Annotated in this window: 5 protein-coding genes and 1 pseudogene; all 6 read left to right on the top strand. The window is 62.0% G+C overall.

Annotated elements, in window-relative coordinates; genetic code table 11:
* A partial coding sequence (locus BG842_RS08870; RefSeq protein WP_175424111.1) for a DUF4332 domain-containing protein occupies positions 1-509 on the top strand: 509 nt, incomplete at its 5' end.
* A 347-nt stretch (positions 510-856) separates the two neighbouring features.
* Complete coding sequence (locus BG842_RS08865) at positions 857-1,579, top strand: phosphoglycerol geranylgeranyltransferase (protein WP_007979592.1); 723 nt, start codon at positions 857-859, stop codon at positions 1,577-1,579.
* Positions 1,580-1,794: 215 nt separating this feature from the next.
* Positions 1,795-2,726, top strand: a pseudogene (locus BG842_RS08860) (ABC transporter ATP-binding protein).
* Positions 2,719-3,522: an ABC transporter permease subunit gene (locus BG842_RS08855; protein WP_069450483.1), complete on the top strand. Its 804-nt coding sequence runs from the start codon at positions 2,719-2,721 to the stop codon at positions 3,520-3,522. The pseudogene BG842_RS08860 and the gene BG842_RS08855 overlap by 8 nt, the downstream one beginning before the upstream one ends.
* The gene (locus BG842_RS08850) at positions 3,519-4,148 is read left to right on the top strand and encodes a TetR/AcrR family transcriptional regulator (RefSeq protein ID WP_083252478.1); all 630 of its coding nucleotides are present in this window, start codon (positions 3,519-3,521) and stop codon (positions 4,146-4,148) included. Before BG842_RS08855 ends, BG842_RS08850 begins: the two co-directional genes overlap by 4 nt.
* Positions 4,149-4,173: 25 nt before the next feature.
* Positions 4,174-4,673, top strand: a 500-nt coding sequence (locus tag BG842_RS08845; protein WP_254663008.1) for an OB-fold nucleic acid binding domain-containing protein, incomplete at its 3' end; no start/stop codon positions are given.

Here is a 4,673-nt window from a genome sequence, read left to right as displayed (position 1 = left end):
GACGAGGCACCTTCGTCCACGGCTGTCCGCTCTGCAAGGCGGAGGAGGCCGAGGAAGCCGAGGACGAGATTATCGGGGAGTGTCCCGAGTGTGGCGACGAACACGGCGGCGAACTCGCAATCAAAAAGCTCCAGACCGGTTCCCGACTCGTCGGCTGTACGCGCTATCCCGACTGTGACTACTCGCTGCCGCTCCCCCGTCGGGGCGAAATCGAAGTGACCGACGAGCGGTGCGAGGAACACGACCTTCCGGAACTCGTCATCCACAACGGGGACGAACCGTGGGAACTCGGCTGTCCCATCTGCAACTACGAGGAGTTCAAACAGCGCGAACGTAAGAGCGGGCTCGAAGTCATCGACGGCATCGGCGCGAAGACCGCCGAAAAGCTCGCCGAGGCCGGTATCGATACCATCGACGACCTGAAAGACGCCGAGGCCGAGACGGTTGCCGAGCAGGTCAACGGCGTCAGCGAAGATAGATTGCGAAACTGGCAGGCGAAAGCGGACTGATTCGTCCCCCCTCATCTACATCACAAATCGTGCACGGCGTCCGCATTATGCCAGAATCAGCAGTGACACAACCACCAGTAACTCGCATTTTCACAACCACCGGAAACAGCCGATGAAAAACCGCGGAGACCAGTCTTCTTTCCGGAAAATCGAAGATTTTCCGGGCCGACGACTGAATGGAGAGGGCCGACACGTGTCGGCCCTCGAAATGAAGGAGGATTGCTTTTGGTCGAGCTTTTACAGGGAGCCGGTTGGCGGGACGACAGCGGTTGTCGTCCCGCCGACCCGCGAGCGTCGTAAAAGGTCGTTTCGAAGCTGTTTTAGCCGGGAGTTTTGAAAGGAACTCTATGACTGCGCCATGGGACGACTGGGACCATATAACTAAACTCGATCCGGACAAGAGCCTCGCGGATGGCGATACGTTCGCCGACGTGTGCGCGACGGGGACGGACGCGCTCGAAATCGGTGGCACGCTGGATATGACGCAGGATAAGATGCAGCGGGTCATCGACGCCTGTGCCGAGTACGACGTGCCGCTCTATCAGGAGCCGAGTAACCCGGCCGTGGTCGTGGAGAGCGACGCGCTGGACGGCTATCTCGTCCCGACCGTGCTGAACACGCGAGACGTGGCGTGGATAGCCGGGCTCCACAAGGAGTGGATTCGGATGGCGGACGTGGACTGGTCGGAGACGCACACGGAGGGCTACATCATCCTGAACCCCGAGGCGAGCGTCGCGGAGTACGCCGACGCCGATTGTGACCAGACGCCGGAGGACGTGGCGGCCTACGCCGAACTCGCGGAGAAAATGCTCGGACAGCAGATAATTTACATCGAGTGCTCGGGTACGTTCGGCGACCCGAAAACCGTGAAGATGGCACAGGAAGCGTTGGACGAGGCGACGCTGTTCTACGGCGGCGGCATTCGCGACTACGAATCGGCGAACACGATGGCGGCGCACGCCGATATCGTGGTCGTCGGCGACCTCGTGCACGACGAGGGTGTCGAGGCCGTCCGCGAGACGGTCGAAGGTGCGAAAGACGCGAAGAAGGCGCGCGCGGAATCGGCGTAAGGAGCTTCGACGTACGAGAGTTCGTTTTCCGTCGGTCATTCGGAGTAGTGGCGACGCTGGGGGAAAGCGCCGCCAATTGTGAGTAGAGACGGTGATTGTGAGTGGAAACGACGCAAATAACCCAAAAAAGCGCTGATGGTCGTGAATGGGAGATTCGAATATTCATGAACGGAATATTCATATATTCATGAGACGGATATACGGTCGGGATACACATGTCTGCACTCGAAACGGTCGGTCTGACGAAGTACTACGGAGAGACGCGGGGTATCGAAGACCTGACGCTCTCCGTCGAATCGGGCGAGGTGTTCGGCTACCTCGGACCGAACGGAGCCGGGAAGACGACGACGATTCGGACGCTGCTCGGATTCATCGCCCCGACGGACGGGGAGGCGACGGTGCTCGGGTACGACGTGCGCGACGAGCGTGCGCTCATCGAAGCGAAAAAACGCATCGGCTACCTGCCGAGCGACCCCGGATTCGACGAGGGCGCGACCGGAACGCAGTTTCTGGACTTCCAAGCGTCGCTGAAGGGCGACGACCGGCGGGAGGAACTTCTGAAACTGTTCGACGCACCCGTCGAGCGGGCCATCGAGGAGTACTCGCGGGGAACAAACAGAAACTCGCCATCGTCTCGGCGTTCATGCACGACCCGGACCTCGTTATCATGGACGAACCGACTTCGGGACTCGACCCGCTGATGCAGGAGCGGTTCTACGACTTCCTCGAAGACGAGCAGGAGCGCGGAGTGACGTTCTTCTTTTCGAGTCACATCCTGAGCGAGGTTCGAAAGGTCTGTGACCGCGTGGGCATCATCCGCGACGGAAAGCTCGTCACGACCGAGGACGTCGAGACGCTCCTCGACCGGAACGGAAAGCGCGTGCGGCTTCGAACGAACGAACCGGTGGCCCGCGATGAGTTCGAGTTCGCGGGCGTCCACGACCTCGTGCTCGACGGCGCGGTGCAGTTCACCTACACGGGGGAGTACGACGTGCTCTTGGACCGTCTCTCCGACTATCACGTCGTCGACGTCGATATCGAAGAGGCACCGCTCGACGAGGTGTTCATGCGGTTCTACGGCGGCGAAGCGAGCACCGACGAGGCGGGTGAAGTTCCCGCGAGCGAGGGAGGTGAAGTCGATGCTTGAAATCGCGCGCTACGAGTCCTCGCGGCGGGTCAAGGGAGCGGTCGCGTTGGCGGTGCTCCTCGGCGTGATGTCGATACTGTTCGTCGCCCTGTTCCCGTCCATCAAGTCCTCGGGGGCGAACATCGATGCGTACTGGAACAATCTCCCTCCGGCAATGAAGGCGGCCTTCGGCGCGTCGGGAGCGGGGTTCTCGCTGACGACGATGGAGGGATTCCTCGCCGTCGAACTGTACCAGTTCTTCTGGTTGCTCCTGCTCGGCGTCTACGTGGCGTACCTCGCCGGGAGCCTCATCGCCGGTGACGTGGAGCGCGACCGGATGGACATGCTCCTCGCCACTCCCGTCTCGCGTTCGAAGGTGCTGGTCGAGAAGTTCGCCTCGTTGCTTCCCACGCTCGTCATCCTCAACGTCATCGTGGGCATCGTGGTGTACGGGAGCGTCGTCGGCGTCGGCGAGTCGGTGTCGCTGAGCGATTTGGCCGTCGTACACCTGCTCTCGATTCCCTACCTGCTCGCCTGTGGCGGCATCGGACTCTTGCTGTCGGTGCTGTTCGACCGAGAGGACATCGCCCAGCGCGGGGGACTCGGGGCGGTGTTCGCGCTGTTCCTGCTCAACTCCGTCGGCGAATCGGCGGATATGGGCTGGCTCGGCGCGCTCAGCCCGATGCACTACTACGACCCGACGGCCATCCTCGTCTCCGGGTCCTACGACTGGACGGGGGCGGGAATCCTGCTGGTCGGAATCGCGGCGTTGGTGTCAGTGAGCCTCGTCATCTTCCAACGAAGAGATATTGCATGAAGGGATTTGACGACGCTGAGCGCGAGCGGATACGGGACCAGTTGATGGAGACGGGGACCGAGCTGTTCGCACGGTACGGGGTAAAAAAGACCACCATCTCCGACCTCACGGATCCGGTCGGAATCGCCAACGGGACGTTTTATCGATTTTTCGACTCCAAGGAGGCGCTCTACTTCGAAATTCTGCAACGTGAGGGGCACGAGACGGCCGACGACATCATCGCCAACTCGTTCGAGACGGAAGACGACCCCGAGCGCGCGATTCGGCGCTTCATGACGCTGTTGGCCGATGAGATGGAGGAGAACCCGCTGTTCGAGCGGTTGGTCGCGGGCGACGAGTGGGAAACCGTCTTGCGGACGATGGACGGCATCTCAAAGGAGGAGTACGAATCGATGCGTGCCGCGTCGTTCGCCCACCTCCTCCCGTACGTCGAAGCGTGGCAGGCCGAGGGAAGCGTCCGCGACGGCGACCCGACCGCCATCGTGGGCGTGATGGGGTCGGTGAAGTTCCTCACGGCGTACCGGGAACAACTCGGCGAGGAATACTACCCGGTCATGCGCGACACGTTCGTCGAAACGGTCGCCGCCGGGTTGACGCGCCCGACGGGGGAAAACGAACGCGTTTAAGCACGTCCCGGGAGAATCGGGCCGTATGCAGAACCGAACCTACACCGCGAATGCCGAACCCGGCGAGACCGTCACGGTCGCCGGCTGGGTCCACGAAATTCGCGACCTCGGCGGTATCGCGTTCCTCATCGTCCGCGACACGACGGGGAAGATTCAGGTCAAGTTCGAGAAAGACGACATGGACGAGGAGCTCGTCGAGACCGGCCTCGGCGTCAACCGCGAGAGCGTCGTCGAAATCACGGGCGACGTGAAGGAAGAACCGCGCGCGCCGACGGACGTCGAAATCGTCCCGACGGACGTGGCGGTCATCGCGGAGGCCGAACCGGAACTCCCGCTCGACCCCAGCGGCAAGGTCGATGCCGACCTCTCGACGCGTCTCGACAACCGAACGCTCGACGCGCGCAAAGAAGACGTCGAGGCCGTGTTCAAGATTCGCGGCGAAGTGCTCCGCGCCGTGCGCGAGACGTTCCGCGACCTCGGTTGCAGCGAAATCAACACGCCGAAAATCGTGGCGACGGGGACGGA

The sequence above is a fragment of the Haladaptatus sp. W1 genome (genome assembly GCF_001723155.1).
Taxonomy (GTDB): Archaea; Halobacteriota; Halobacteria; order Halobacteriales; family Haladaptataceae; genus Haladaptatus; species Haladaptatus paucihalophilus.
This window is presented reverse-complemented; position numbering and strand designations above follow the sequence as displayed.

Coding starts and splice junctions, on each gene's coding strand:
- BG842_RS08855 (WP_069450483.1), top strand. CDS start 2,719: ATGCTTGAAATCGCGCGCTACGAGTCCTCGCGGCGGGTCAAGGGAGCG.
- BG842_RS08865 (WP_007979592.1), top strand. CDS start 857: ATGACTGCGCCATGGGACGACTGGGACCATATAACTAAACTCGATCCG.
- BG842_RS08850 (WP_083252478.1), top strand. CDS start 3,519: ATGAAGGGATTTGACGACGCTGAGCGCGAGCGGATACGGGACCAGTTG.